The organism is Pantoea sp. ARC270, assembly GCF_003236725.1.
GTDB lineage: Bacteria > Pseudomonadota > Gammaproteobacteria > Enterobacterales > Enterobacteriaceae > Pantoea > Pantoea anthophila.
The window spans coordinates 21,263-46,347 of sequence record NZ_PUGA01000024.1 but is presented as its reverse complement, the minus strand read 5'-3'; the positions used below and the strand labels follow the sequence as shown (position 1 = coordinate 46,347).

The following is a 25,085-nucleotide window of genomic DNA, read 5'->3' as shown; positions in this document are numbered from 1 at the left end:
AGCGTGTCTGACCTGTACCCGGGCCGGGTACAAATTGAAAGAGCAGGTAATTGAGAGCGATGAATACACAACAATTGGCAAAACTGCGTTCTATCGTGCCCGAGATGCGTCGCGTCCGGCACATCCACTTTGTCGGCATCGGTGGTGCTGGCATGGGCGGTATTGCCGAGGTGTTAGCAAATGAAGGCTACCATATCAGCGGTTCAGATCTGGCCCCTAACCCGGTGACGCAGAACCTGATAGCGCTGGGTGCGACCATCTATTTTAACCATCGCCCTGAAAACGTGAACGATGCCAGCGTGGTGGTGGTTTCCAGCGCGGTCTCGCAGGACAACCCTGAACTGGTGGCGGCGCGTGAACAGCGCATTCCAGTTATTCGTCGCGCGGAGATGCTGGCGGAGCTGATGCGATTCCGTCACGGCATCGCCGTTGCGGGCACTCATGGCAAAACCACCACCACGGCGATGGTCTCAAGCATTTATGCGGAAGCCGGGCTGGATCCGACCTTTGTGAACGGCGGACTGGTCAAAGCAGCAGGCACCCATGCCCGTCTGGGCAACAGCCGCTATCTGATTGCCGAAGCGGATGAGAGTGACGCGTCGTTCCTGCATCTGCAGCCGATGGTGGCGATTGTGACCAACATCGAAGCGGACCACATGGACACCTATCAGGGCGATTTTGAGAACCTGAAGCAGACCTTTATTAACTTCCTGCACAACCTGCCGTTTTATGGTCGCGCAGTGATGTGCGTGGATGATGCGGTGATCCGCGATCTGATCCCACGTGTAGGACGGCACATTACCACCTACGGTTTCAGTGATGACGCTGACCTGCGCATTGAGAATTATGAGCAGAGTGGTGCGCAGGGACATTTCACCCTGATTCGTCAGGATAAAGCGCCGCTGCAGATTACGCTGAACGCACCGGGCCGCCACAACGCGCTGAATGCGGCCGCCGCGGTTGCCGTCGCGAGTGAAGAGGGCATTGAAGACAACGCCATTCTGGCCGCGCTGGAGAGCTTCCAGGGCACGGGCCGTCGCTTTGATCTGCTGGGTGAGTTCCCGACCGAACCGGTAAACGGGCAGCCGGGCAGCGCAATGCTGGTGGATGACTATGGTCATCACCCGACTGAAGTTGAGGCGACGATCAAAGCGGCACGTGCAGGCTGGCCGGACAAAAAACTGGTCATGGTATTTCAGCCGCACCGTTTCAGCCGAACCCGCGATCTCTTCGATGATTTCGCCAACGTGCTGTCACATGTCGATGTCCTGCTGATGCTGGATGTCTACTCTGCCGGTGAGACGGCCATTCCGGGCGCAGACAGCCGTTCGCTCTGCCGTGCGATTCGCAATCGGGGCAAAGTGGATCCGATTCTGGTGCCGGAACATGACGCGCTGCCGGAGATGCTGGCACCGCTGCTGTCAGGCAACGATCTGATTCTGGTGCAGGGAGCCGGTAACGTCGGCAAGGTTGCCCGCAAGCTGGCTGACGCGAAGCTCCAGCCGGAGCAGAAAGCGGAGGATCGTCATGGCGGATAAAGTTGCCGTATTAATGGGCGGTACCTCGGCAGAGCGTGAGGTGTCGCTTAACTCGGGTCAGGCTGTGTTAGCCGGATTACGGGAAATGGGCATTGATGCACATGGCATCGATACCCGTGATGTTTCGGTTCTCACGCTGAAAGAGCAGGGCTTTACCAAAGCCTTTATTGCTCTGCATGGCCGGGGTGGCGAAGATGGCTCGCTGCAGGCGGTGCTGGAGTTTCTGCAACTGCCCTACACGGGCAGCGGCGTGATGGCCTCAGCCGTCACCATGGACAAGCTGCGCACCAAACTGCTGTGGCAGGGGCGCGGCTTACCTTCAGGGCGCTTTGTCTGGCTGACGCGTCAGCAGTTTGATGCCGGGCTGGATGCAGAGAGCGACGCGGCGATTGCGGCGCTTGGCCTGCCACTGTTTGTTAAGCCAGCCTGTGAAGGCTCCAGCGTGGGCATCAGCCGGGTCAACGATCTGAGCGCGCTGCCTGCTGCACTGGGACTGGCGTTTAAGCACGACAATGACGTGCTGGTCGAGGCGTTTCTCAGCGGCGCGGAGTATACCGTCGCGATTGTGGGCGATCGTATTCTGCCTGCCATTGAAATTAAGAGCGCCAGCGAGTTCTATGACTATGAAGCTAAATACATTTCTGACGATACTCAGTATCTCTGTCCGGCCGATTTAAGTGCCGAACGGGAAGCAGAATTGCAGCAGCTGGTGCTGGCAGCCTGGCGTGCGCTGGGATGCCGTGGCTGGGGACGGGTTGATGTGATGACCGACGGAGAGGGGAACTTTCAGCTGCTGGAAGCCAACACCTCACCGGGCATGACCAGCCACAGTCTGGTTCCGATGGCGGCGAAACAGGCGGGTATGCGTTTTCCGCAGCTGGTTGCCCATATTCTGGAGCTGGCCGACTGATATGTCACAGGCGGCGATGAGAGTTCGAAACCGTGAACCGCAGGAGCGTACTCGCACCGGGCGCAGTAACGGAGCCCGACTGTTCGGTATTGTTTTCCTGCTGATTGTCATCGGGATTATGATTTCCGGCGGGCTGGTGGTGCTGAAGTGGATGAATGATGCGTCCCGGTTGCCGTTATCCAGACTGGTGGTAACGGGGCAGACGCACTACACCACGCACGATGATATCCGCCAGGCGATCCTGTCGCTTGGCCCACCGGGCACCTTTATGTCGCAGAATGTCGACATCCTGCAGCAGCAGATCGAGCGGCTGCCGTGGATCAAGCAGGTCAGCGTGCGTAAACAGTGGCCGGACGAGCTGAAGATTCATCTGGTGGAGTACACGCCAGTGGCACGCTGGAACGATGTGCATATGGTGGATGCTGATGGGGTTTCCTTCAGTGTGCCTGCCAGCCACATTGGTAAAGAGACGTTGCCAATGCTGTATGGACCTGAAGGGAGTGAGAAAGAGGTCCTGGCGGGCTATCACAGCATGGATGATGTGCTGAAAGCCCGGAAGTTTACTCTGAAGGTGGCGTCGATGACGGCCCGGCGTTCATGGCAGCTGGTCACCAGCGATGATGTTCGTATTGAGCTGGGCCGCAGCGACACCATGAAACGACTGAATCGCTTTATTGAGCTCTACCCGGTGCTGGAACAGCAAGGTCAGAACGAGAGCAAACGTATCAGCTACGTGGATTTGCGATACGACTCGGGCGCTTCTGTTGGCTGGACACCGGTTGTGATGGAGCCACAGGACAGTAATCAGCAACAGAACCAGGCACAGGCTAAACAACAATGATCAAGGCAACGGACAGAAAACTGGTAGTTGGACTCGAAATCGGCACTGCGAAGGTCGCCGCCCTGGTTGGGGAAATTCTGCCCGATGGTATGGTCAATATTATTGGGGTGGGCAGCTGTCCCTCCCGCGGTATGGATAAAGGTGGCGTAAACGACCTTGAGTCGGTGGTGAAATGCGTTCAGCGTGCCATCGACCAGGCTGAGCTGATGGCAGATTGCCAGATCTCCTCTGTCTACCTTGCTTTATCGGGCAAACATATCAGTTGTCAGAACGAAATCGGGATGGTTCCGATTTCGGAAGAGGAAGTGACTCAGGATGATGTGGAGAACGTCGTGCATACCGCCAAATCGGTGCGTGTGCGTGATGAGCATCGCATCCTGCACGTGATTCCTCAGGAATATGCCATCGACTATCAGGAAGGGATTAAGAACCCGGTCGGACTTTCCGGCGTGCGTATGCAGGCGAAAGTGCACCTGATCACCTGTCACAACGACATGGCAAAGAACATCGTGAAAGCCGTTGAGCGGTGCGGGCTGAAAGTCGATCAGCTGATTTTTGCCGGTCTCGCCTCCAGTTTTGCCGTTTTAACGGAAGACGAACGTGAGCTGGGCGTGTGTGTTGTCGACATTGGTGGCGGTACAATGGACATTGCCGTATATACCGGCGGCGCTTTACGGCACACTAAGGTTATTCCGTATGCGGGCAACGTCGTCACCAGCGATATCGCCTATGCGTTTGGCACACCGCCAACCGATGCGGAGGCGATTAAAGTGCGCCATGGCTGTGCGCTGGGATCGATTGTCGGCAAAGATGAGAACGTTGAAGTGCCAAGCGTGGGTGGACGTCCACCGCGCAGCCTGCAGCGTCAGACGCTGGCAGAGGTGATTGAGCCGCGTTATACCGAACTTTTGAATCTGGTCAACGACGAGATTCTGCAGTTACAGGAACAACTGCGTCAGCAGGGCGTGAAGCACCACTTAGCCGCAGGCATTGTCCTGACCGGTGGCGCCGCGCAAATTGAAGGACTGGCGGCCTGTGCGCAACGCGTATTCCATACGCAGGTGCGTATCGGACAGCCGCTGAATATTACTGGCCTGACTGATTATGCGCAGGAATCGTACTACTCCACCGCGGTGGGACTGCTGCACTATGGCAAAGAGTCGCACATGAACGGTGATGCAGAGACCGAAAAGCGTGTCTCAGTAGGTAACTGGTTCAAGCGTTTTAACAGTTGGTTAAAAAAAGAGTTTTAATTTTTGTGAAAGGAGATCATGCTGTTTTCTTTAGTGATCTCCAGGCGACAGGCACATAACGGAGAGAAATCATGTTTGAACCTATGGAATTAACCAACGACGCGGTGATTAAAGTCATCGGCGTCGGTGGCGGCGGCGGTAACGCCGTAGAGCACATGGTACGCGAGCGTATCGAAGGTGTGGAATTCTTTGCTGTGAATACCGACGCTCAGGCGCTGCGTAAAACAGCGGTCGGCCAGACGATCCAGATCGGTAACAACATTACCAAAGGTCTGGGTGCGGGTGCGAACCCGGAAGTGGGCCGTAACTCTGCAGAAGAAGATCGCGAAGCACTGCGTTCTGCGCTGGAAGGGGCAGACATGGTGTTCATCGCAGCCGGCATGGGCGGCGGTACCGGTACCGGTGCAGCGCCTGTCGTGGCTGAAGTGGCAAAGGATTTAGGCATCCTGACGGTGGCCGTGGTCACCAAGCCGTTCAACTTCGAAGGCAAAAAACGCATGGCGTTTGCCGAGCAGGGGATCGCTGAACTCTCTAAGCATGTCGATTCACTGATCACCATTCCTAACGACAAGCTGCTGAAAGTGCTGGGTCGCGGAATCTCCCTGCTGGATGCGTTTGGCGCAGCCAACGACGTGCTGAAAGGTGCAGTCCAGGGTATTGCCGAGCTGATCACCCGTCCGGGCCTGATGAACGTCGACTTTGCTGACGTGCGTACCGTCATGTCTGAAATGGGTTATGCGATGATGGGTTCAGGCGTTGCGTGCGGTGAAGATCGTGCGGAAGAAGCGGCTGAAATGGCAATCTCCAGCCCACTGCTGGAAGATATCGACCTGTCTGGTGCACGTGGCGTGCTGGTCAACATTACGGCAGGCTTCGATCTGCGTCTGGATGAGTTCGAAACCGTGGGTAACACCATCCGCGCCTTCGCTTCTGACAACGCAACCGTGGTTATCGGCACCTCGCTGGATCCGGAAATGAACGACGAACTGCGCGTCACCGTGGTGGCAACCGGTATCGGCATGGACAAGCGTCCGGAAATTACGCTGGTCACTAACAAGCCAGCCAGCCAGCCTGTGATGGATCATCGCTATCAGCAGCACGGTATGTCACCGCTGCCGCAGGAGCAGAAACCCGCTGCTAAAGTGGTTAACGACCAGGCTGCGCAGTCGAACAAAGAGCCCGACTATCTTGATATTCCGGCCTTTTTACGCAAGCAGGCCGATTAGGATTAACCCTATAATTGGGGTTCTCCGCTCTTTGTGCTAAAGTGTCTGCCCGCTGGTAAAGTATACTGGCGGTCGGAAAGGTAATATTGCGAGATAATGCGATGATCAAACAAAGGACATTAAAACGTATTGTTCAGGCGACGGGTGTCGGTTTGCATACCGGCAAAAAAGTCACCCTGACATTACGCCCTGCGTCGGCTAACACCGGGGTCATCTATCGTCGCACCGACTTGAATCCACCGGTAGATTTTCCGGCTGATGCAAAATACGTGCGCGACACCATGCTGAGTACCTGCCTGGTGAATGATGACGGCGTGCGTATTTCAACGGTCGAACACCTCAATGCCGCCCTGGCCGGTCTGGGTATCGATAACATTATTGTTGAAGTCGATGCTCCGGAAATCCCGATCATGGATGGCAGCGCAGCACCGTTTATCTATCTGCTAATGGATGCGGGTATCGAGCAGCTCAACAGCGCGAAGAAATTCGTGCGTGTTAAGCAGACCGTGCGTGTGGAAGAGGGTGATAAATGGGCCGAGATCAAACCGTACAACGGTTTCTCGCTTGATTTCACCATCGACTTCAAACACCCGGCTATCGATTCCAGCTCACAGCGTTATGCGATGAACTTCTCTGCTGATGCCTTTGTTCGTCAGATCAGCCGGGCGCGTACATTTGGCTTTATGCGTGAAATCGAATATCTGCAGTCTAAAGGCCTGTGCCTGGGCGGTAGCTTAGATTGTGCGATAGGTCTGGATGATTTCCGCGTACTGAATGAAGAAGGCCTGCGTTTTGAAGACGAGTTTGTCCGTCACAAAATGCTGGACGCTATCGGCGACCTGTTTATGTGTGGTCACAACATCATTGGTGCATTTACTGCATTCAAATCAGGCCACGCACTGAATAACAAGCTGCTGCAAGCGGTTCTGGCTAAGCAGGAAGCCTGGGAATGGGCAACCTTCGAAGACGAAGCTGAACTGCCGCTGGCATTCAAAGCACCGAATCTGGTTCTGGCTTAATTACCCCGGAACGCGAAACGGCTGGTTATGCTGACACCCTCTCCGGTCAGCGGCGCCAGCCGTTTTTTATTGCCCCCATCTTCTCCATCGCAATAGTGTGACCTCTCTCGTAACACCTTGTCTGTTCTGCTGAATTGCTGAACAATCGCTCGCCTTTTCTCACACCGCCACTTTAATCTCAGGTGTGGATGCCCCACATTAATGATACTATCTGTGGCGCTTTTACAGGCCGAAATCCGTTGCAGCACGCGGCGGTTGAACGAAAACAAAGGCGCAGGAGCATGCGCAATGGAAAGGGTGTGATCGGGATTCTTCAGCGCTGGCGACAATTGGGTAGACGCTATTTCTGGCCCCATCTCCTGTTAGGGATGGTCGCGGCCAGCTTTGGCCTGCCAGCCTGTGCGCAAAACTCCGAACTCAGCACCTCTTCAGAATCTCCGGCCAGCAGCCTTTTTCTGGGCAGTGCCGCACGTTTTGACCACCTGATACGGCTTCAGGAAGCGTCCCGCCGTCCCAGCTTCAGCGTGGATTACTGGCATCAGCACGCCATCCGTACGGTTATCCGTCATCTTTCGTTCACGCTGGCGCCACAGGCCCAGGCGGAGCCACAGATTTTACCGCTGGCGGCACAAAAGCTGGCGCTGATTGATTCACTGCATAACTTACTGACGTCCCATTCTGCGCGGCATACCGCCCCGCAGCTGATGACGGCACCCCCGCTTTTCACCGCCGTAACCCGCTCATGGGTTGAGTGGCATGCCAGCGTGCATGGCATTCGCGCCGGACCTGCCCGATTGTTCTGCTAATATTTTTGGTTTTATTCACTCTGTTAAGATTTCGCAGTCCGGCAAGCGCCGGCTGAATTGAGAAACTATTGATTATGTTAAGCAAAATATTGACCAAGGTTTTTGGCAGCAGCAACGATCGTACGCTGCGCCGCATGCGCAAAGTGGTAGATGTCATCAACAAGATGGAGCCTGATTTCGAGAAGCTCTCTGATGATGAACTGAAAGCCAAAACGGACGAGTTCCGCGAGCGCCTGAAAAAAGGCGAATCGCTGGAGAGCCTGATTCCTGAAGCCTTTGCGACAGTGCGTGAAGCCAGTAAACGTGTGTTTGGCATGCGTCACTTCGACGTTCAGCTGATCGGCGGCATGGTGCTGAACGACCGCTGCATCGCTGAGATGCGCACCGGTGAAGGTAAAACCCTGACCGCGACCCTGCCAGCCTACCTGAACGCCCTCTCCGGCAAAGGCGTTCACGTGGTGACCGTCAACGACTATCTGGCTCAGCGCGATGCGGAAAACAACCGTCCACTGTTCGAATTCCTTGGCCTGAGCATTGGTATCAACATGTCGGGTCTGCCTGCGGTAGCGAAGCGCGAAGCCTACGCTGCAGACATCACCTACGGCACCAACAACGAGTACGGCTTCGACTACCTGCGCGACAATATGGCTTTCAGCCCGGAAGAGCGCGTACAGCGTAAACTGCACTACGCGCTGGTGGATGAGGTCGACTCCATCCTGATCGATGAAGCGCGTACGCCGCTGATTATCTCCGGTCCGGCAGAAGACAGTTCTGACCTCTACACCAAAGTGAACAAAATCATCCCTCATCTGGTTCGTCAGGATAAGGAAGATAACGAAACTCATCAGGGTGAAGGTGACTTCTGGGTCGATGAGAAAGCGCGTCAGGCTCACATGTCCGAGCGCGGTCTGGTTAAGGTGGAAGAGCTGCTGGTCAGCCAGGGCATCATGGAAGCGGGTGAGTCACTCTATTCACCGACCAACATCATGCTGATGCATCACGTTACGGCGGCGCTGCGTGCTCATGCGCTCTTTACCCGCGACGTGGACTATATCGTCAAAGATGGCGAGGTCGTGATTGTTGATGAACACACCGGCCGTACCATGCAGGGTCGTCGCTGGTCCGATGGTCTGCATCAGGCGATTGAAGCGAAAGAAGGGGTAGAGATTCAGAACGAGAACCAGACGCTGGCCTCTATCACTTTCCAGAACTACTTCCGTATTTACGAGAAGCTGGCCGGTATGACCGGTACCGCAGACACTGAAGCGTTCGAATTCAGCTCCATCTATAAACTCGACACTATCGTGGTGCCGACCAACCGTCCGATGGTACGTAAAGATCTGGCTGACCTGGTCTACATGACCGAGAAAGAGAAGATCGATGCGATTATCGAAGATATCCGTGAGCGTACTGCTAACGGTCAGCCGGTGCTGGTGGGGACGATCTCGATTGAAAAATCGGAAGTGGTCTCTAACGAACTGACCCGTGCGGGTATCAAACACAACGTTCTGAACGCCAAGTTCCACGCCCGCGAAGCGGATATCGTGGCGCAGGCGGGTCAGCCGGGTGCGGTAACGATCGCCACCAACATGGCGGGTCGTGGTACAGACATTATGCTGGGCGGCAGCTGGCATGCCGATGTGGCGGCGCTGGAGAATCCGACCGAAGCGCAGATCGAAGAGATCAAAGCGGCCTGGAAGGTTCGTCACGATGCGGTTCTGGCATCAGGTGGTTTGCACATCGTCGGTACCGAGCGTCATGAGTCCCGCCGTATCGACAACCAGCTGCGTGGTCGTGCCGGTCGCCAGGGTGATGCCGGTTCCTCACGCTTCTACCTCTCAATGGAAGATGCGCTGATGCGTATTTTTGCCTCCGATCGCGTGTCGAATATGATGCGTAAACTGGGCATGAAGCCCGGCGAGGCGATTGAGCATCCATGGGTCACCAAAGCGATCGCCAATGCTCAGCGCAAAGTTGAAAGCCGTAACTTCGATATTCGTAAGCAGCTGCTGGAATATGATGATGTGGCAAACGATCAGCGTCGCGCTATCTACAGCCAGCGTAATGAGCTGCTGGATGTCTCTGATGTGAGCGAAACCATTAACAGCATTCGCCACGATGTCTACAAAGCGACCATCGATACCTATATTCCGCCGCAGTCACTGGAGGAGATGTGGGACGTGCCAGGGCTGGAAGAGCGTCTGCGCGCCGACTTCGATCTTAACCTGCCGATAGCGGAATGGCTGGATAAAGAGCCGGATCTGCACGAGGAAGTGCTGCGTGAGCGCATCATGACCCACGCGACCGAGAGCTATGCTGCCAAAGAAGAGATCGTCGGTGCCGAGATGATGCGTAACTTCGAAAAAGGCGTGATGCTCCAGACGCTGGATTCGCTGTGGAAAGAGCATCTGGCTGCGATGGACTATCTGCGTCAGGGCATCCATCTGCGTGGCTATGCGCAGAAAGATCCGAAGCAGGAGTACAAGCGCGAATCCTTCGCCATGTTCGCTGCGATGCTGGAATCACTGAAGTATGAAGTGATCAGTACCCTGAGCAAGGTTCAGGTGCGTATGCCTGAAGAGGTTGAAGCGATGGAGCAGCAGCGTCGTGAAGAAGCCGAGCGTCTGGCGCAGCAGCAGCAGCTGAGCCACGTAGAAGAGGATGCGCTGGCAGAACCGGCGGCAGAGCAGAGCGGTGAACGTAAAGTCGGCCGCAACGATCCCTGCCCGTGTGGTTCCGGTAAGAAATACAAGCAGTGTCATGGCCGTATCGCCTGATACGCAATGCTGATGAAAAAGGAGCCGCTGGCTCCTTTTTTTATGCCCGCGGCCCATCTCGCCAGAGCAGACGTAAAGCGGTTAACTTCCGCTATAGCATGTTCTAAAATCAGCCCTCACTCATTACGACCGGACAGTTTCCATGAAGCACCTGCAGGTTGCGGTTGGCATCATTCGCAATGCCAGTAAACAAATTTTCCTTGCCCAGCGCGCGTCAACGTCTTACATGGCGAACAAATGGGAGTTTCCCGGCGGTAAGATTGAAGCGGGCGAAAGTGCGGAAGAGGGGCTCGTCAGAGAACTCCACGAAGAAACCGGTATTGAAGTGACCGATGCGCGCCCGATTGGTCATGCCGACCACACCTATGACGATCTGCGCGTGACGCTGCATTTCTTTCTGGTCGAAGGCTGGAAGGGAGAGCCGTGGGGTAAAGAGGGGCAGCCGCAGCGTTGGGTTGATCAGCAGGCGCTGGTCGCCGACGAATTTCCGGCCGCGAATCATCAACTGATTGCGCGTCTGGTCGCCGGCGAGCTCTGAGCAGATGGGGCAGTGCGCCCCATCCTTCTGTCAGCGATCTTCTTCGCTCCAGTTTTCACTGTCGTTCATATCATCGCTGCTGGGAATGCGTTTCTCTTCGGCAGCCCATTCCCCTAAATCGATAAGCTGACAGCGCTTACTGCAAAACGGCCGAAACGGGCTGAGTTCGTCCCAGATCACCTCTTTGCCACACTGCGGACAGGAGACGGTCATGACTTCTTGCTGCATAGTTACCTCTAACAACAGGCCAGCTGGAAGTTAAGACGGGCGGGCACTTCGCCGCGCTCGCTGTCCAGCGGCATAAAACGAATGGCGTAGCGGCTTTTGTGTCCGGACACCTGTGGATAGAGCGCATCGTCCAGCGACAGCTGCAGTCGCAGCAGATCGGCATCCTCGGCATTATCCTGATAAAAGCCATTGAGGCTGGTCTGCGTATGGAACGAACCCGACTGGCGGATCAAATCCAGCACCATCGCCAGGGCATGATGGAGTGGCTCCAGGGTCTGCATCCAGGCTTCAACCTGCGCATCGCGGACTTCCTGTGGCAGATGCAGCCAGATGTGCAGACCCGGCAAATCAAAACTGCAGCAGCCGCCAGGAATGCTCAGACGCTGGCGAACCAGGGCAATGAGACGATCCTCGCGGAGTTGCTGCCCCATCCGTGGTGCATTCATCAACCGGGTTGACTGACTTTTGAGTTTATCGCTCAGGGCATCAACCCGCGTCATATCGACACCCGGCACATCCGCCCAGGCGCGTAATTTCTGCTGCTGACGCTCCAGCTCTTTCAGCAGCTCTGTGCGAATATCGCCCCGCTCGAAAATGTCGAGCAACTCGCCAGTGAGGCGGAAAAAGGTCAGTGCATTGACGGTTTTATCCAGCGGGGTCGTTTCGTCTAACTGATTAATTAAAAACTCAACCCGTAGCCAGGTCCGCATTTTTTCATTCAGTGGGTGTTCAAACAGAACGGGTGTGCTCATGTTATTAATCCTGTTTCGTTGCCGCCAGCCGGAGGTAGCGCTGGTGAAGTCCGGCAACCTGTGGCAAGGCGTCATCGGGCTCGCCACTGTTATCAATAATATCGTCGGCACAGGCGAGGCGCTGCTGGCGCGTCGCCTGCGCGGAAAGAATACGTTGCGCCTGCTCCAGGGAGAGCCCATCGCGCTGTCGGGTACGGGCTAACTGCGTCTCCTCATCAACATCCACGACCAGCACCCGATCAGCCTGGTGCTGTAACTGATTTTCTACCAGTAGTGGCACCACCCAGAGCACATAAGGTGAGGCCGCCTGGGCGATCAGCTGTCGCGTCCGGGCGTTAATCAGCGGGTGCAGCAGCGCGTTTAACCAGCTTTTCTCTTCGGGCTGCTGAAAAATAATTTCGCGCAGGCGAGCACGGTCAAGCGTTCCTTGTCCGGTCACGATCGATGCGCCGAAGCGCGCCTCAATGGCCTGCAGAGCGGGAGTGCCTGGCTCGACCACTTCGCGTGCGATCAGGTCAGCATCAATAATTTCCACACCAAGCGCAGCAAAGGCTCCGGCTATCGTGCTTTTACCACTGCCGATTCCTCCTGTGAGCGCGACGGTATAGGGCATGTTTCTCACCTGGCTTCTCATATGGACATAGGTTCAGGGTAATGATCTGAACAAAAAACGCAAAAATGAGCGACAGATCACACCAGTAAAGCAGCAATAAATTTTACGGATTGTAGCGTAAATAAAGTGAAATTCGCAGTCTTGTCGCGTCGCCAGAGGCGCGTAATATAACGTCACTGGAACCGTGCTTATTTCGCGAACGGCGAGTTGTTGCCACCTACCAGGACACTGTTTATGCGTATTGAAGAAGATCTGAAACTGGGCTTTAAAGATGTCTTAATCCGGCCCAAACGCTCCACGCTGCAAAGCCGCTCGCAGGTCGAGCTGGAACGCAGCTTCACCTTCCGCCACTCTCGCCTGAGCTGGAGCGGCGTCCCGATTATCGCGGCCAACATGGATACCGTCGGCACCTTTTTAATGGCTGAGGCGCTGGCCAGTTTTGCTATTCTCACCGCCGTTCACAAGCACTACAGCGTGGAGGAGTGGCGGGCGTTTATTCAGCGCGTCCCCGCCACGGTTCTGAAGCATGTGATGGTGTCAACCGGCACCTCTGAAAACGATCTGAACAAGCTGGTCGCCATTATGGCGCTGTCCGACGATCTGCAGTTTATCTGCATCGACGTGGCCAACGGTTACTCGCAGCATTTTGTTGATTTTCTGCAGCGCGCTCGTGAGATGTTCCCGGCGAAAACCATCTGTGCCGGTAATGTGGTGACAGGGGAGATGGTGGAAGAGCTGATTCTGTCGGGCGCGGATATCGTTAAGGTTGGCATCGGCCCGGGGTCGGTCTGCACGACCCGGGTGAAAACCGGCGTGGGCTATCCGCAGCTTTCTGCCGTCATCGAATGTGCCGATGCGGCCCATGGCTTAAGTGGACAGATTGTCAGTGATGGCGGCTGTTCGGTGCCAGGCGATATTGCGAAAGCTTTTGGTGGCGGAGCGGACTTTGTGATGCTGGGAGGCATGCTGGCGGCACACGATGAGTGTGAAGGGCAGGTCGTCGAAGAAAATGGCGAAAGCTTCATGCTGTTTTACGGCATGAGTTCTGAATCGGCGATGAAACGTCATGTCGGCGGTGTCGCCCAGTATCGGGCCGCCGAAGGTAAAACGGTGAAGCTGCCATTACGTGGCCCGGTGGCTGATACTGCACGGGATATTCTGGGAGGTTTGCGGTCCGCCTGCACCTACGTCGGGGCTGAGCGTCTGAAAGAGCTGACCAAGCGCACGACCTTCATCCGGGTCAATGAGCAGGAAAACCGCGTATTCAACCGGTAATCGTCCGGGGCGCATCCGGCGCCCCTTAATGCATCGCATCACCCAGACCGAATACGGGCAGATACATCGCGACTACCAGCGAGCCGACGATAGCGCCAATGACCACCATCATGATCGGCTCCAGCGACGCCGCCAGGGTATCAGCACGTTTGCGGGTCTCTGCCTCGTGCCACTCCGCCAGACGCGCCAGCATCACATCCAGTGCCCCCGCCTCTTCGCCGACCCGAATCAGCTGACCACATAACGGCGTGAACAGCGAATGATGCATCAATGCCTGATGCAGGGGATGACCCTGAGCAATGTGCTGCTGGAGGGCGGCCATGGCCTCCCGCCAGAGCAGGGCAGAGAGCGTCACTTCTGCGGCGGCCAGTCCCTGCAACAGGGTCAACCCGGCACGCTGTGTCAGCGTCAGGATGGTGTAGATCTGCGTCAGCTGCATCCCCCGCCATAATCCGGCAAGCAGGGGGAGGCGCAGCAAAAGCGCCTGTTCGCGGCGCTGCCAGTCCGCAGAGCGCCGTCGCAACTGAAACACAATCGCCAGTATCAGCGTTACGCCGAAAGCGAGGACGCCTCCCCATGCCTGAAGCTGGGCTGATAGCTGCATCACCGCTGCCGTAAAGGCGGGCAGGGGCGCGTCAAAGGCGTCATAGACGGCAACGAACTCAGGCAGCACAAACAGCAGCATGCCGCAGGTGACAGCGAGGGCCACCAGCAGGATGAACAGCGGATAACGCAACGCTTTCACCACCTGCTGACCTAACTGCTGTTGCCGGCTCTGCTGACGGGCCAGCTCATCGCAGCAGACATCAAGCTGACCGGTCAGTTCACCCACCTCCATCAGTGCCGGATAGAGCGCCGGAAAAATCTGTGGCCATTCACGTAATGCCTGAGAAAAAGGGGCGCCGCTGAGCACCCGATAATGCAGGGCGAGCAGCAATGCCCGCCAGCCTGCATGCGGATGCCCCTCTGCCAGCAACGCCAGACTCTCTGCCAGCGGCAGACCGGCTTTGAGCAGGGTTGCCAGCTGGCGTATCAGATCGCTCTTCTGCTGCCACTTCCATTCCGACTGACGCCAGCCCTTTTCCCGCTTCCAGCTCACGGGCAGCAGGTCGCGCTGCGCCAGCACCCGCAGCAGAGTTTCACTATCAACAGCCAGCAGCTGACCACTGCGCAACTGCCCCTGGCTATCTACCGCCTGCCAGCGGAACAGCGCTGCATCAGCCATTGTCCAGCCCGATGACCCGCTGCATCTCTTCCAGCGAGGTGTCGCCCCGGCTTACGGCTTCCAGACCGGAAACCAGCAGGGTGCGCAATCCCTGCTGTTTTGCCAGCGTGAGCAGATTCTCCAGCGGCATCTCAGCAGCAATGGCATTCTGTAGCCTGGCATTGATCGGCAGCAGTTCAAACAGCGCCAGCCGGCCAAAGTAGCCGGAGAAACAGTGATCGCAACCGGGCGCGCGCCAGGTTTGCAGCGTGCCGGGCCAGATTTCTGTGGGGTAGTGCGCCACCGCCTGGGCCGGCTGACGGCAATGGGGGCAGAGGCGCCGGACCAGGCGTTGAGCCACGATCAGCTTCAGCGCCGGGCCCAGCAGATAACCGGGGATGCCCATCTGCCGCAGCCGGGTCAGCGTCTCGGCGGTGGAGTTGGTGTGCAGGGTTGAAAGCACCAGATGGCCGGTCTGCGCTGCCTTCACTGCAATCTCTGCCGTTTCGGCATCGCGGATCTCTCCGACCATAATGACGTCCGGATCCTGTCTCAGTAACGCCCGCAGCACACGGTTAAAATCCAGCCCCTTGCGGTTATGGATCTGCGTCTGATTAATGCCGGACAGCGGGATCTCAATCGGATCTTCCACGCTGCACAGGTTTTTTTCCGGCCGGTTCAGGGCGCTGAGTCCACTGTAGAGGGTAAATGTCTTACCGCTGCCGGTCGGCCCGGTGACCAGTATCAGCCCCTGCGGCTGGGCCAGCGCCGCCGTGAAGAGGCGCAGCTGCGCAGGGGGGAGGCCGAGCTTATCCAGTGACAGCGCCGCGCTTTCACTCTGCAACAGCCTGATGACCGCTTTTTCACCGCCATACACGGGTAACGTTGCCAGACGAAAGGAGGCTGACTGACCGGCGATCGCCAGACTGAACTGACCATCCTGGGGCAACCGGCGTTCGGCAATATCCAGTCCGCCGAGGATTTTCAGGCGCGCCAGCAGCGCCGCAGGCTGGGTCACAGGCAGGGAAGAGAGCGGGTGAAGGACACCGTCAATGCGCAGCCGCACCCGCATCCCCTCAGCGCCGGGTTCGATATGCACATCCGAGGCGCGACGTTCCAGCGCCTGACGCAGAATCAGCTCGGCGGCTTCAATCGCCGATTCAGCGGGTGTCTCTTCGCGCGCGACCCGCCCCGTGTCGGCATGCTGACGTTGATCCAGGCGGGCCTGCGGCCAGCATTCAATGTCAATCTGACACTGACTGGCAAAGTGAAGCGCTTCAGAGAGGCCGGGCGGAACGCTCTCCGCCACGGCAACGCGTAACCGATCGGCATCATGCTGCAAAATCAGCGCGCGATAGCGCTGGCAGAGTGCCGTGATTGCATCGTCAGGCGGATTCATCGCTGGCCCCTTTATCCGCAAAGCGGAACTGTTCCAGGCAATTGTCGCGCAGATTGTTGTTGCTGCTGGTGCAGCTGCGCTGCCAGCTGATGCTGCCATCCGTGGCATCATGAATCGGCACCATTTCAACGCTCAGGCCATTCAGACTCTCTTGGCCGGTCAGTGTAATCACCCCGTTAGTGACGCTCAGTGCCGAAACATAGCGCGATCCTTTCGCAGCAGGGATACCAGCCTGTCCGGCCTGACACTGCGTCGGGCCGCCGCGCTCCATGGCACAGAGTTCGACGGCGGTTTTATAGGGCACCATCGTTTGCAGCATGTCGGTGAGCGCGGCGCGCTGCAGATAGTTTTGATAGGCGGGCAGGCCAATGGCACTCAGAATCGCCACAATGCCGACCACAATCATCAGTTCAACCAGCGTAAATCCACGTTGATAGTTCATTCCATCGTCTCCTGATTAAGAAGTCGACAGGGTAGAAAGCGGGGGCGGTGAAAAACAGTGGCGAGTTTTCAGGCTGGAAAGGATCACCGAAAGAATGTGCGTCGTTACAACGCAGTAGCAATGGCGCTGTAAGCGAGGTCGCAAAACGCGTGGCCGCGCGGGCGGGTCAGCAGAATGCGCGGACAGAGGCTGCGGCACTGACCGTGCCGCTGCGGTTTACTTTTGCTGAAAACGCATCGAGAGATCCAGCGCCCGGACATGTTTGGTCAGTGCGCCAACCGAAACGTAGTCCACGCCGGTCAGGGCGATCTGCGGCAGGGTGGCTTCGGTAACGTTGCCGGAAACTTCCAGCAGCGTCCGCCCCTGATTCAGTTCGACGGCGGTACGCATCTCCTCCAGGCTGAAGTTATCCAGCATGACAATGTCAGCGGCGGCCTCCAGCGCCTGGCGTAACTCCTCCAGCGATTCCACCTCAACTTCAACCGGCACGTCGGGCTGTAACCACTGCGCTCTTTCCACCGCCTGAGCAATCGACCCGCTGGCGATAATATGATTCTCTTTGATCAGATAGGCGTCAGAGAGGCCAAGCCGGTGATTGCTGCCGCCACCACAGAGCACGGCATATTTCAGCGCCGTCCGCAGGCCGGGCAGGGTTTTACGCGTGTCCAGCAGCTGGGTCTGGCTGCCTGCCAGCAGCGCAACATAGCGGCTGACTTCGGTCGCCACGCCGGAGAGCGTCTGCACAAAATTGAGCGCCGTCCGCTCGGCGGTCAGCAGCAGGCGGGCCGGGCCTTCAATTTCAAACAGCAGCTGGTCAGCCTTGATCGGATCGCCATCACTGACGTGCCAGTTCAGGGTGGCGTGCGCGCCCAGCTGAATAAACACCTCTTCGACCCAGCGTTTACCACAGAAAACACCGGCTTCGCGGGTGATGACCTGCGCATGGGCCTGGGTATCGGCCGGTAACAGCTGTGCGGTGATATCGCGGTCGGCGTCGATCTCCCCACCGAGATCCTCCTTTAACGCCAGCGCAACGGCATCCGGGATGTCACTTTCAATGCGTTTAATCAGCGCCTGACGGCGGCTGTCGGGATCATAACCACGAGAAGACATAGGCTTACACTCCAGAAAAGGGGATGTCTGAGGCGGTCACAATAGCCTGAACTGCCACGCGGTGCCAGCCATAAACCGTATTTTGTTTAGTATCCTTAACAAGAAATCAGATAATGTCACGCTGCCGACACACTAAGGGGCAAGAATCCTTTATTATTCATGCTATTCTCAGCCAGGCAGAACAAGGAAATCCGGTATGAAAATCAAACAGGGCTGGCTGACCGGCGTACGTCAGGTGCCCTCATTACATTGCAATGAACGACCTGACAATGAGGCGCCGTCACTGCTGGTGATTCACAATATCAGCCTGCCGCCGGGAGAGTTTGGCGGACCGTGGATCGATAAGCTGTTCACCGGCACGCTTCCGCCGGATGCGCATCCCTATTTTGCCGATATCGCGGCACTGAAAGTGGCGGCACACTGCCTGATTCGCCGTGACGGCGAGATTGTGCAGTATGTCCCCTTTGATAAGCGCGCCTGGCATGCGGGGGTTTCGCAGTTTGAGGGCCGGGAAAACTGCAATGACTTCTCTATTGGCATCGAGCTGGAAGGAACTGACAGCGAGCCTTATACCGGGGCGCAATATCGGGCTTTGCAGCAGGTTACGCAGTTGCTGCTGCAGCACTATCCGGTCACGCCTGCACGTATTACCGGGCATAGCGACATTGCTCCGGCGCGCAAAACCGATCCTGGTCCTGCTTTTGACTGGGAGTACTACAGAGAGCTGTTAACGCAGCAAAAATCCTGATTTTTGCGGGGTCAGTATGACGTTGTTTACCTTGTTGTTGGTTCTGGGCTGGGAGCGCCTGTTTAAACTGGGCGAGCACTGGCAGCTCGAACACCGGCTGGAGCCGATTTTTCGCCATCGCCGCCACTTCTCCATGTTGCGGACGCTGCTGATGACCGCGCTGGCGATGGCGCTGACGGCACTGGTGCTGGTGACGCTGAAAGGCGTACTGTTTGGCGTGGTGCTATTGCTGTTCTGGATTGTGGTCGGGCTGCTCTGTATCGGGGCCGGTTCAGTGCGGCAGCACTACCATCACTATCTGAAGGCGGCCAGTCATGACGACGATGCGGCGCATCAGGCGATGGCGGCGGAGCTGACGCTGATTCATGGTGTGCCGGTGGAGTGCAGCGAACGCGAATTTCTGCGCGAGCTGCAGAATGCGCTGATCTGGATAAACTTCCGTTTCTATCTGGCACCGATGTTCTGGCTGGTGGTGGGTGGCCCCTGGGGACCGGTGCTGCTGGTGGGTTACGCCTTCCTGCGAGCCTGGCAGGGCTGGCTGGCAAAGCACGGCACACCGATGGCGCGGGCGCAATCGGGGGTCGACGGTATTCTGCATCTGCTCGACTGGATACCGGTCCGGCTGGCAGGGGTGGCTTACGCTCTGCTGGGCCACGGTGAAAAGGCGCTGCCCGCCTGGTTTGTCTCACTGACCGATCGTCACCGTTCTCAGTATCAGGTGCTGACCACCCTGGCGCAGTTCTCGCTGTCCCGCGATCTGCACACGGATAAAGTTGAAACGCCACGGGTGGCCGTGGCGTTGGCGAAACGGACCTCACTGGTGCTGGTGGTGGCCGTAGCGCTGCTGACGATTTATGGCACGCTGGTGTGATCAGCAGGGGGCACGCCAAAATCGGGCGTGCCATCGCTGCGCCAGCTGAAATATTTCAGTCGGGTATGGCGGTTCGGGTCCCATAACGGATCGCCCTCAATCTCCGTGTAGTTTCGCGCATGGTAGACCAGCACGTCCCGCCCCGACTCATCCTGCGTAAAACTGTTGTGCCCCGGCCCATACTGATGATTGTCCCAGCTGGAAACAAACACCGGCCGCGCCGATTTCTGCCATGCGGTCACATCAAGCGGGTCCGCCTCTGCGGCAATCGACAGCATGCCCAGGCAGTAATTCTCATCGGTGGCGCTGGCGGAGTAGGTAACAAACAGCCTGTCACCATGACGAATGACCGCCGGTCCTTCATTCACGCTAAATCCTGCACACTCCCACTCATATTCAGGCCGGCTCAGCATTACCGGCGTGCCTTTCAGCGTCCAGGGATTAAGCAGCTCCGCCAGATAGAGGTTGGAGTTACCGGGAATGGCGGGATCTTTCTGTGCCCAGAGATACCAGTTTTTACCCTGATGCACGAAGTGGGTGGCATCCAGTGAAAAGCTGTCAAGCTGGCTGAAGACGCGCCGGCAGGGCTGCCATTCGCCCTGCAGCGGGTCGCCGGCCTCGCACACCAGTGCGTACATCCGATGCTGGAATAACCCCTCTTTAATGTCGCGCGTCGGTGCCGCCGCGAAATAGATCACCCACAACCCGTCGATATAGTGCAGCTCGGGTGCCCAGATGAGTTCGCTGCAGGGGCCGCTCTCCGGCTTGTGCCAGACCACCACCGGTTCTGCGCTGCGCAGGTCAGCCAGCGTGGTGGCGCGGCGAATCTCCAGCCGGTCATATTCCGGTACTGAGGCGACAAAATAGTAGTGCTGTTCATGGCGCAGAATAAACGGGTCAGCGCGCTGCTCAATAAAAGGATTCGGCCAGGTTGGGCTCATTTTACATCTCCGGTTGGCGTGGCAGCACGGTTGTGCAGACGAACAGTGTGTAAGTCGTGGAAGTTTTCGCGACGCAGCGCCAGATCCTGCTGGATGGTGAGCATCATTTTGCGGTCAACCTTCATCAGCCGTACTACGCCGGCGGTGATCAGGTAGCCGACGCCCGGAATAACGGTAAACAGCAGCATGATGCCGTTAATCGCCTCGGCTGACTGCTGTTTTGCGCCCGCGTTGTAGCCATACATTGAGAGCAGAAAACCGACCATCGCCCCCGCGACAGCCAGACCCACCTTGAGGAAAAAGAGGTTGCCGGAGAAGCTGATGCCGGTAATGCGTTTACCGGTTTTCCATTCGCCGTAGTCATCCACATCGGCCATCAGCGACCAGTGCAGGGGAGAGGGGATCTGATGCAGAATATTCAGCACAAAATAAGCCACCACGACCATCAGGGTGGCGTGCGGATCGATCCAGTAAAAGCCGCTGGAAAAAAGGGCCAGCGCGATATTGGTCCAGAAAAAGACTTTGAGTTTGCACCAGCGGTCGGTGAGCACTTTCGCCAGCGTGCTGCCCACCATCATGCCGATTACCCCCAGGCTGATAAACAAGGTGGCGAAGTGCGTTGACTGACCCATGACCCAGGTTACGTAGTACATGGTCGCCGCCATGCGAATGAAGCCGGGACAGACGTTGCAGAAGGTGAGCAGCAGGATCCGGACCCACTGGTCATTCTTCCAGACGTCACGCAGATCTTTTTTCAGGTCATCATTGCTGGGAACGGCAGGGCGGATGCGTTCACGCACCGTAGCAAAGCAGAAGAGAAACATCGCCAGGCCCAGAGTGGCCAGCACCGCCATCGCCATCTGATAGCCGCGCGCCTTATCCGCGCCGCCAAACCACTCCGCCATCGGCAGTAGTGACAGGGAGAGGGTCAGCGTGGCGATGCCGACCATAACAAAGCGGTAGGACTGGCAGGAGACGCGCTCGCCGGGATCGCTGGTAATCACGCCGCCCAGTGAACAGTAAGGAATATTAATGGCGGTGTAGGTCAGTGACATCAGGAAGTAGGTGACAAATGCCCAGATCACCTTGTTGTGATAGGTCCAGTCTGGCGTAGTAAACATCAGTACGCTGAACAGCACGTAGGGAACGGAGACCCACAGCAGCCAGGGACGAAAACGACCCCAGCGACTCTGGGTGCGGTCGGCAATCGCGCCCATAATCGGGTCGGTGACCGCATCCAGCACCCTGACCGAGAGCAGCAGCGTGCCCACCAGCGCCGGAGCCAGGCCGAACACGTCGGTATAGAAGTAGTTGAGGAACAGCATGATGGCACCGCCAATCATGTTGCATCCGGCATCGCCCATGCCATAACCCAGTTTTTCTTTAAATGTGAGTGCCGCGGGCTTCATTGTGCTTCTCCTGCAAACCATGAAGCTAATGATTATCAGCGCTTAAGTCATTCACGGCGTGGCAGTATTGAGTCACAGAGATGGACAAAACGGGCGGGCGCAAAAAAATGTGAACTGGCACGCAGGCGCGGGCCCGTTCACATCACATTAAGCGGGGCAGGGCGGCAGAGAATCGTTAAGCTGCGCTGTTATTCTGTCCTTCAACCAGGCTACCGAGCAGACTGCCAATCCAGCCACCAATGGTGCTGAAAAGCGTACTGGCCACCGAGGAGATCACGCCGTTGAGAAAGGGAATCGGTATCAGGGAACCCATCACGCTGCCCAAAAGCGAACCGGCCTGCTGGCCGACGGCGGTGGTGATATCCTGAATCAGGCCACATCCGCTGACGGCCATAATTTCTGAAGGTGCGAGTTCACGCATAGTTATTTTTTCCTTTAGTGGGTGAGAAGCAGGAAAAAATTATCACTACCCGTCAGCAATAAAAATAGTAACAGAACGAAAGTGGCCGGTGCGCCTGAGCTGGCGCACCGGATAAGAGAAGGGATCAGACTTTCTGCGTCTGGTTCTTAATAAAGTAACCCAGCGCCAGAATCACCAGCCAGACCGGGATCAGCCAGACAGAGATGGCCATGCCCGGCGTAGTTGCCATCAGCACCAGAATTGCCGCCAGGAAGATCAGGCAAATCCAGTTACCGGCCGGATAGAGCAGCGCTTTGAAGCGGGTGGTCACGCCCTGCTGATCTTTCTTACGACGGAACTTAAGGTGCGCCAGGCTGATCATCGCCCAGTTGATGACCAGTGCAGAAACCACCAGTGACATCAGCAGGCCGAACGCTTCACCGGGCATCAGGTAGTTGATCAGCACGCAGAGCGCCGTGGCGACCGCAGAAACCAGAATGGTTAAGACCGGAACGCCGCGACGGTCAACTTTCAGCAGCGATTTGGGCGCGTTGCCCTGCTGAGCCAGACCAAACAGCATACGGCTGTTGCAGTAAACGCAGCTGTTGTAGACCGACAGAGCGGCCGTCAGGATCACCACGTTCAGCGCATTCGCCACCATGGCATCGCCCAGCTCGTGGAAGATAAAGACAAACGGGCTGACTTCAGAGGTGACACGGCTCCACGGCATCAGTGACAGCAGCACCGCCAGTGAACCAATGTAGAAAATCAGGATGCGCCACAGCACCTGGTTGGTCGCTTTCGGGATGCTGACTTCCGGATTATCGGCTTCAGCGGCGGTGATCCCCACCAGCTCCAGCCCACCGAATGAGAACATGATGATCGCCATGACCGTCACCAGACCGCCAATGCCGTGCGGGAAAAAGCCGCCCTGTTCCCAGAGGTTACGCACCGTCGCCTGCGGGCCGCCGTTGCCGCTGAAGAGCAGCCAGCCGCCGAACAGGATCATGCCAATGACCGCCACCACTTTAATAATGGCGAACCAGAACTCCATCTCACCAAAGACTTTCACGTTGGTCAGGTTGATGGCGTTAATCATGACGAAGAAGATGGCTGCCGAGGCCCAGGTTGGAAAGTCGGGCCACCAGAACTGAATATATTTGCCGACGGCAGTGAGCTCTGCCATGGCGACCAGCACGTAAAGTACCCAGTAGTTCCAGCCCGAGGCGAAGCCGGCAAAGTTGCCCCAGTATTTATAGGCGAAGTGGCTGAAGCTGCCGGCAACCGGCTCCTCAACGACCATCTCGCCCAGCTGGCGCATGATTAAAAAGGCAATAAAACCGGCAATGGCATAGCCCAGAATAACGGCCGGACCGGCGGATTCGATGACCGATGCGCTGCCCAGAAACAGGCCGGTTCCTACTGCTCCACCCAGCGCGATGAGCTGAATATGGCGGTTCTTAAGACCACGTTTCAGCGCCTCGCCTTGCTGTTGTTCCATACAAACCTCGTGATGTTTTTATTCTTCGTTCCCAGCGCGGTTCGCTGTAAGGAAGTAGTTACATTAACGTATTGATTATTTTACGGTATCTGGCGTGCTGAGTGCTGCCATGCGCTACCCTGGCGACAAGAATAGTGATAAGCGAATCGCTTTGCACCTGCTTTCGCCTTTCGTGCTGAGAGTTGACTGAAAAAACGCCGTCCCGGTCACGTCAGGCCAGAGAAATTTCTGCCATGAAATGCGGTTCATGACGAATAGCTTTCACTTATGGATGCCGCTGCGCTTCGGGGCTAAGCAGGTGTAAGGTTTGGTAAAAGTGAATTTATTTAACATTCAGCCTAACGCGAATTTTTCATTTTTTTAACCGCAAGTTAGCGTCAGGGCGGGCTTCAGAGGCAGGGGAATGTCACAGACACCATATAGACACAAGGTGAATACTTTGTTACTTTACCGCCACCTCTGTACAATTGGTATTACCAATTTACTCCGGACGACTGGCTTAATAAGAAGGGATGATGGCTTACAGTAAGATTCGCCAACCCAAGCTCTCAGATGCTATCGAGCAACAGCTCGAATCCCTGATTATGGAAGGGACACTGCGTCCGGGAGAGAAGCTGCTCCCTGAGCGCGAACTCGCCAAACAATTCGATGTCTCACGTCCGTCTCTCCGCGAAGCGATCCAGCGCTTAGAAGCGAAAGGATTGTTGCTGCGCCGTCAGGGCGGCGGAACATTCGTACAGGAGCATCTCTGGCAAAGCCTGAGTGATCCACTCGTTGAGCTTCTCGCAGACCATCCGGAATCACAGTTTGACCTGCTGGAAACGCGTCATGCCTTAGAGGGCATCGCCGCCTATTACGCGGCGCTGCGCGGCACAGAAGAAGATCTGCTGCGCATTCGCGACTGCCATGTGCACATCCAGCAGGCGCAGGACAGCGGCGATTTAGACGCCGAAGCGGACGCCGTGATGCAGTATCAGATCGCTGTCACAGAAGCGGCCCATAATGTGGTGCTTTTGCATTTGCTACGCTCAATGGGCCCTATGCTGGAACAAAACGTCCGTCAGAATTTCGAATTGCTCTACTCTCGCCGGGAAATGCTGGCAAAAGTGAGCGGTCACCGCGCCAGAATCTTTGAGGCGATTGTGGCCCGTGAGCCAGAAAAAGCGCGCGAGGCTTCACACCGTCACCTGGCGTTCATAGAGGAAATCTTGCTGGACAGAAGTCGGGAGCAGAGCCGTCGAGAACGCTCCCTGCGTCGTTTACAGCAACGTAAGGAATAAC

The 25,085-nt window shown here is 56.8% G+C and carries 24 protein-coding genes; 13 read left to right on the top strand and 11 right to left on the bottom strand.

From position 1 onward, the window contains the following. Window positions 1-59 precede the first annotated feature (59 nt). From murC to mutT, 9 genes are all read left to right on the top strand, one after another. Window positions 60-1,538: a UDP-N-acetylmuramate--L-alanine ligase gene (murC, locus tag CKF42_RS12280; protein WP_009092134.1), complete on the top strand. Its 1,479-nt coding sequence runs from the start codon at window positions 60-62 to the stop codon at window positions 1,536-1,538. Beyond that, window positions 1,528-2,448 (top strand): D-alanine--D-alanine ligase, encoded by a 921-nt coding sequence (locus CKF42_RS12275; protein WP_111208299.1) that lies wholly within the window; start codon window positions 1,528-1,530, stop codon window positions 2,446-2,448. Before murC ends, CKF42_RS12275 begins: the two co-directional genes overlap by 11 nt. A 1-nt stretch (window position 2,449) precedes the next feature. After that, the gene (gene ftsQ, locus CKF42_RS12270) at window positions 2,450-3,289 is read left to right on the top strand and encodes a cell division protein FtsQ (protein ID WP_009092131.1); all 840 of its coding nucleotides are present in this window, start codon (window positions 2,450-2,452) and stop codon (window positions 3,287-3,289) included. Beyond that, window positions 3,286-4,542, top strand: a complete 1,257-nt coding sequence (ftsA, locus tag CKF42_RS12265; protein ID WP_009092129.1) for a cell division protein FtsA — start codon at window positions 3,286-3,288, stop codon at window positions 4,540-4,542. Before ftsQ ends, ftsA begins: the two co-directional genes overlap by 4 nt. 71 nt (window positions 4,543-4,613) lie before the next feature. Beyond that, window positions 4,614-5,768: a cell division protein FtsZ gene (ftsZ, locus tag CKF42_RS12260; protein ID WP_009092127.1), complete on the top strand. Its 1,155-nt coding sequence runs from the start codon at window positions 4,614-4,616 to the stop codon at window positions 5,766-5,768. A 101-nt stretch (window positions 5,769-5,869) separates the two neighbouring features. Next, window positions 5,870-6,787, top strand: coding sequence for a UDP-3-O-acyl-N-acetylglucosamine deacetylase (lpxC, locus tag CKF42_RS12255; RefSeq protein WP_009092125.1), 918 nt, complete (start codon window positions 5,870-5,872; stop codon window positions 6,785-6,787). A gap of 299 nt (window positions 6,788-7,086) precedes the next feature. Then, a complete protein-coding gene (gene secM / locus CKF42_RS12250; RefSeq protein WP_223812705.1) occupies window positions 7,087-7,593 on the top strand; it encodes a secA translation cis-regulator SecM in 507 nt (168 codons plus the stop codon). 74 nt (window positions 7,594-7,667) lie between these two features. Continuing rightward, a complete protein-coding gene (gene secA, locus CKF42_RS12245; RefSeq protein ID WP_009092121.1) occupies window positions 7,668-10,370 on the top strand; it encodes a preprotein translocase subunit SecA in 2,703 nt (900 codons plus the stop codon). Between the two features lie 142 nt (window positions 10,371-10,512). Next, window positions 10,513-10,908 (top strand): 8-oxo-dGTP diphosphatase MutT, encoded by a 396-nt coding sequence (gene mutT / locus CKF42_RS12240; RefSeq protein ID WP_009092119.1) that lies wholly within the window; start codon window positions 10,513-10,515, stop codon window positions 10,906-10,908. Window positions 10,909-10,938: 30 nt separating this feature from the next. Here the strand turns inward: mutT and yacG are convergent, their stop codons facing one another. From yacG to coaE, 3 genes are read right to left on the bottom strand one after another with little or no spacing between them, the layout of a single operon-like run. Beyond that, window positions 10,939-11,136 carry a DNA gyrase inhibitor YacG gene (gene yacG / locus CKF42_RS12235; protein ID WP_009092117.1) on the bottom strand — a complete coding sequence of 66 codons (198 nt, stop codon included), beginning with the start codon at window positions 11,134-11,136 and terminating at the stop codon, window positions 10,939-10,941. 8 nt (window positions 11,137-11,144) lie between these two features. After that, window positions 11,145-11,888 (bottom strand): cell division protein ZapD, encoded by a 744-nt coding sequence (zapD, locus tag CKF42_RS12230; RefSeq protein ID WP_009092116.1) that lies wholly within the window; start codon window positions 11,886-11,888, stop codon window positions 11,145-11,147. 4 nt (window positions 11,889-11,892) lie between these two features. Beyond that, complete coding sequence (coaE, locus tag CKF42_RS12225; RefSeq protein WP_009092113.1) at window positions 11,893-12,501, bottom strand: dephospho-CoA kinase; 609 nt, start codon at window positions 12,499-12,501, stop codon at window positions 11,893-11,895. A gap of 234 nt (window positions 12,502-12,735) precedes the next feature. Here coaE and CKF42_RS12220 point away from each other — a divergent pair, with 234 nt between their 5' ends. Next, window positions 12,736-13,776 carry a GMP reductase gene (locus tag CKF42_RS12220; protein WP_009092110.1) on the top strand — a complete coding sequence of 347 codons (1,041 nt, stop codon included), beginning with the start codon at window positions 12,736-12,738 and terminating at the stop codon, window positions 13,774-13,776. Window positions 13,777-13,801: 25 nt separating this feature from the next. Here the strand turns inward: CKF42_RS12220 and hofC are convergent, their stop codons facing one another. The 4 genes from hofC to nadC all read right to left on the bottom strand — a co-directional run bounded on the left by hofC (window position 13,802) and on the right by nadC (window position 17,934). After that, a complete protein-coding gene (hofC, locus tag CKF42_RS12215) occupies window positions 13,802-15,001 on the bottom strand; it encodes a protein transport protein HofC (protein WP_111208298.1) in 1,200 nt (399 codons plus the stop codon). Then, window positions 14,994-16,379 carry a type II secretion system protein GspE gene (gene gspE / locus CKF42_RS12210; RefSeq protein ID WP_111208297.1) on the bottom strand — a complete coding sequence of 462 codons (1,386 nt, stop codon included), beginning with the start codon at window positions 16,377-16,379 and terminating at the stop codon, window positions 14,994-14,996. Before gspE ends, hofC begins: the two co-directional genes overlap by 8 nt. After that, on the bottom strand, window positions 16,366-16,821 hold the full coding sequence (gene ppdD, locus CKF42_RS12205; protein ID WP_009092106.1) for a prepilin peptidase-dependent pilin: 456 nt from the start codon (window positions 16,819-16,821) through the stop codon (window positions 16,366-16,368). Before ppdD ends, gspE begins: the two co-directional genes overlap by 14 nt. Before the next feature lie 216 nt (window positions 16,822-17,037). Continuing rightward, a complete protein-coding gene (nadC, locus tag CKF42_RS12200) occupies window positions 17,038-17,934 on the bottom strand; it encodes a carboxylating nicotinate-nucleotide diphosphorylase (protein ID WP_009092105.1) in 897 nt (298 codons plus the stop codon). Between the two features lie 196 nt (window positions 17,935-18,130). On the opposite strand from nadC, the gene ampD reads away from it, so the two are divergent. Further along, window positions 18,131-18,682, top strand: a complete 552-nt coding sequence (gene ampD, locus CKF42_RS12195) for a 1,6-anhydro-N-acetylmuramyl-L-alanine amidase AmpD (protein WP_009092102.1) — start codon at window positions 18,131-18,133, stop codon at window positions 18,680-18,682. Window positions 18,683-18,698: 16 nt separating this feature from the next. Then, window positions 18,699-19,553: a beta-lactamase regulator AmpE gene (ampE, locus tag CKF42_RS12190; RefSeq protein ID WP_111208296.1), complete on the top strand. Its 855-nt coding sequence runs from the start codon at window positions 18,699-18,701 to the stop codon at window positions 19,551-19,553. On the opposite strand, the gene CKF42_RS12185 is transcribed toward ampE, so the two are convergent. The 4 genes from CKF42_RS12185 to aroP form a co-directional block, all read right to left on the bottom strand. Then, on the bottom strand, window positions 19,535-20,494 hold the full coding sequence (locus CKF42_RS12185; protein WP_009092100.1) for a family 43 glycosylhydrolase: 960 nt from the start codon (window positions 20,492-20,494) through the stop codon (window positions 19,535-19,537). The two genes, ampE and CKF42_RS12185, sit on opposite strands and share 19 nt — an antisense overlap. After that, window positions 20,491-21,903: a glycoside-pentoside-hexuronide (GPH):cation symporter gene (locus CKF42_RS12180; protein ID WP_111208295.1), complete on the bottom strand. Its 1,413-nt coding sequence runs from the start codon at window positions 21,901-21,903 to the stop codon at window positions 20,491-20,493. The genes CKF42_RS12185 and CKF42_RS12180 overlap by 4 nt, the downstream gene beginning before the upstream one ends. 175 nt (window positions 21,904-22,078) lie before the next feature. Continuing rightward, window positions 22,079-22,324, bottom strand: coding sequence for a hypothetical protein (locus CKF42_RS12175; protein ID WP_111208294.1), 246 nt, complete (start codon window positions 22,322-22,324; stop codon window positions 22,079-22,081). A 124-nt stretch (window positions 22,325-22,448) separates the two neighbouring features. Continuing rightward, entirely contained in the window at window positions 22,449-23,804 is a 1,356-nt protein-coding gene (gene aroP, locus CKF42_RS12170) for an aromatic amino acid transporter AroP (RefSeq protein ID WP_009092097.1), read from the bottom strand. Window positions 23,805-24,319: 515 nt separating this feature from the next. Here aroP and pdhR point away from each other — a divergent pair. Continuing rightward, window positions 24,320-25,084: a pyruvate dehydrogenase complex transcriptional repressor PdhR gene (gene pdhR / locus CKF42_RS12165; RefSeq protein WP_009092096.1), complete on the top strand. Its 765-nt coding sequence runs from the start codon at window positions 24,320-24,322 to the stop codon at window positions 25,082-25,084. The last annotated feature ends 1 nt before the right edge of the window (window position 25,085 follow it).

Excerpts from the sequence above, each read along its gene's own strand:
- ampE (WP_111208296.1), top strand. The coding sequence starts at position 18,699 with ATGACGTTGTTTACCTTGTTGTTGGTTCTGGGCTGGGAGCGCCTGTTT.
- gspE (WP_111208297.1), bottom strand. The coding sequence starts at position 16,379 with ATGAATCCGCCTGACGATGCAATCACGGCACTCTGCCAGCGCTATCGC.
- CKF42_RS12175 (WP_111208294.1), bottom strand. The coding sequence starts at position 22,324 with ATGCGTGAACTCGCACCTTCAGAAATTATGGCCGTCAGCGGATGTGGC.
- CKF42_RS12180 (WP_111208295.1), bottom strand. The coding sequence starts at position 21,903 with ATGAAGCCCGCGGCACTCACATTTAAAGAAAAACTGGGTTATGGCATG.
- ftsZ (WP_009092127.1), top strand. The coding sequence starts at position 4,614 with ATGTTTGAACCTATGGAATTAACCAACGACGCGGTGATTAAAGTCATC.
- CKF42_RS12275 (WP_111208299.1), top strand. The coding sequence starts at position 1,528 with ATGGCGGATAAAGTTGCCGTATTAATGGGCGGTACCTCGGCAGAGCGT.
- lpxC (WP_009092125.1), top strand. The coding sequence starts at position 5,870 with ATGATCAAACAAAGGACATTAAAACGTATTGTTCAGGCGACGGGTGTC.
- murC (WP_009092134.1), top strand. The coding sequence starts at position 60 with ATGAATACACAACAATTGGCAAAACTGCGTTCTATCGTGCCCGAGATG.
- hofC (WP_111208298.1), bottom strand. The coding sequence starts at position 15,001 with ATGGCTGATGCAGCGCTGTTCCGCTGGCAGGCGGTAGATAGCCAGGGG.
- CKF42_RS12220 (WP_009092110.1), top strand. The coding sequence starts at position 12,736 with ATGCGTATTGAAGAAGATCTGAAACTGGGCTTTAAAGATGTCTTAATC.
- nadC (WP_009092105.1), bottom strand. The coding sequence starts at position 17,934 with ATGTCTTCTCGTGGTTATGATCCCGACAGCCGCCGTCAGGCGCTGATT.
- ppdD (WP_009092106.1), bottom strand. The coding sequence starts at position 16,821 with ATGAACTATCAACGTGGATTTACGCTGGTTGAACTGATGATTGTGGTC.
- ftsQ (WP_009092131.1), top strand. The coding sequence starts at position 2,450 with ATGTCACAGGCGGCGATGAGAGTTCGAAACCGTGAACCGCAGGAGCGT.
- secA (WP_009092121.1), top strand. The coding sequence starts at position 7,668 with ATGTTAAGCAAAATATTGACCAAGGTTTTTGGCAGCAGCAACGATCGT.
- aroP (WP_009092097.1), bottom strand. The coding sequence starts at position 23,804 with ATGGAACAACAGCAAGGCGAGGCGCTGAAACGTGGTCTTAAGAACCGC.
- mutT (WP_009092119.1), top strand. The coding sequence starts at position 10,513 with ATGAAGCACCTGCAGGTTGCGGTTGGCATCATTCGCAATGCCAGTAAA.
- yacG (WP_009092117.1), bottom strand. The coding sequence starts at position 11,136 with ATGCAGCAAGAAGTCATGACCGTCTCCTGTCCGCAGTGTGGCAAAGAG.
- ampD (WP_009092102.1), top strand. The coding sequence starts at position 18,131 with ATGAAAATCAAACAGGGCTGGCTGACCGGCGTACGTCAGGTGCCCTCA.
- zapD (WP_009092116.1), bottom strand. The coding sequence starts at position 11,888 with ATGAGCACACCCGTTCTGTTTGAACACCCACTGAATGAAAAAATGCGG.
- pdhR (WP_009092096.1), top strand. The coding sequence starts at position 24,320 with ATGGCTTACAGTAAGATTCGCCAACCCAAGCTCTCAGATGCTATCGAG.
- CKF42_RS12185 (WP_009092100.1), bottom strand. The coding sequence starts at position 20,494 with ATGAGCCCAACCTGGCCGAATCCTTTTATTGAGCAGCGCGCTGACCCG.
- ftsA (WP_009092129.1), top strand. The coding sequence starts at position 3,286 with ATGATCAAGGCAACGGACAGAAAACTGGTAGTTGGACTCGAAATCGGC.
- coaE (WP_009092113.1), bottom strand. The coding sequence starts at position 12,501 with ATGCCCTATACCGTCGCGCTCACAGGAGGAATCGGCAGTGGTAAAAGC.